This window comes from Fusobacterium sp. IOR10, assembly GCF_010367435.1.
GTDB lineage: Bacteria > Fusobacteriota > Fusobacteriia > Fusobacteriales > Fusobacteriaceae > Fusobacterium_B.
This window is the reverse complement of record NZ_WJWY01000063.1, coordinates 1-1,475: the sequence shown is the minus strand read 5'-3', so window position 1 is coordinate 1,475 and position 1,475 is coordinate 1. Positions and strand designations below refer to the sequence as shown.

The window sequence follows — 1,475 nt, the reverse complement described above, 5'->3', positions numbered from 1 at the left end:
TTTTTGCTTTTAGGAGGTATTTTAATGAATAACATGCTAGAAATTTTTGGAACAAATCACTTTTCTGAAATAGAATTGAAAAGTCGAATTCCTGCTTCTATTTTTAAGGAGTTTAAGGCTGTTCAAAGTGGAAAAAAAGAATTATCTATTTCAGTTTCTGAAGTGATTGCTAATGCAGCTAAAAACTGGGCTACTGAAAAAGGCGCTACTCATTTTACTCATTGGTTTCAACCATTAACTGAGCTTACTGCAGAAAAACATGAATCTTTTATATCTGTTTCATCTGACGGTAGTATCCTTTCTCAATTTTCTGGAAAAGAATTAATTAGAGGAGAGGCAGATACTTCTTCATTCCCAAATGGTGGACTTCGTTCTACATTTGAAGCTAGAGGATATACAGCGTGGGATTTATCATCTCCTATGTTTTTAAGAGGTCCTGAAAAGGCTAAAACTTTATTTATTCCAACTGCTTTTGTTGGATATAATGGGGAAGCTCTTGACAAGAAAGTTCCTCTTTTAAGATCTATAAACACAATTACTGCTGAGGCTTTAAGATTAAAAAGAGCTTTAGGAGATACTAAATCATCTGGAATTGACGTTACACTTGGAATAGAACAAGAATATTTCCTTATTGAAAAGAAATTTTGGGAAAAAAGACAAGATCTTATGCTTAGTGGAAGAACTATTTTTGGTTCATTACCTCCAAAGGGACAAGAGCTTAATGATCACTACTACGGTACATTAAAAGAAAAAGTTGAATTATTTATGGGAGAACTTGACTGTGAATTATGGAAACTTGGAGTAATGGCTAAAACAAAACATAACGAAGTCGCTCCAAATCAATTTGAACTAGCTATAATGTTTTCATCTGCTAACATTGCTGCTGATCAAAACCAACTTACAATGGATATTATAAAAAAAGTTGCTGACAGACATGATTTAGCTGCTCTTTTACATGAAAAACCATTTTCAAAAGTAAATGGTTCTGGAAAACATTGTAACTGGTCTTTGGCCACTGATTTAGGAGAAAATATTTTTGAACCTGGAGATATGTCTAAAGATAAACTTCAATTTTTAGTATTTATAACTGCTGTGGTTGAAGCTATTGACAAACATGCTGATATTTTAAGAGTTGCAACTGCAACTGCAGGAAATGATCTTAGATTAGGAGGTTCTGAAGCTCCTCCAGCTATTATTTCTATATTTTTAGGAGATCCTCTACAAAATTTCCTTGAAAACATTGGAAAAATAGACACTACAGATAGTGAAGTTCTTTCAATTGAACTTGGAGCCTATAATTTCCCTAAAATACCAAAAGATATTTCAGATAGAAATAGAACTTCTCCCTTTGCATTTACTGGAAATAAATTTGAATATAGAATGCCTGGTTCAAGCGCTTCCCCTGCAACTCCTACAACAATGATAAATACAATTGTTGCTGATGTTTTAAGGGAATATGCTGATATTTTAGAAAA

At 32.9% G+C, this 1,475-nt stretch carries 1 protein-coding gene; it reads left to right on the top strand.

Features of this window, described 5'->3' with window-relative positions:
- Nucleotides 1-24: 24 nt before the first annotated feature.
- Nucleotides 25-1,475: glutamine synthetase III (locus GIL12_RS09940; RefSeq protein ID WP_163470313.1), on the top strand; the 1,451-nt coding region annotated here is incomplete at its 3' end.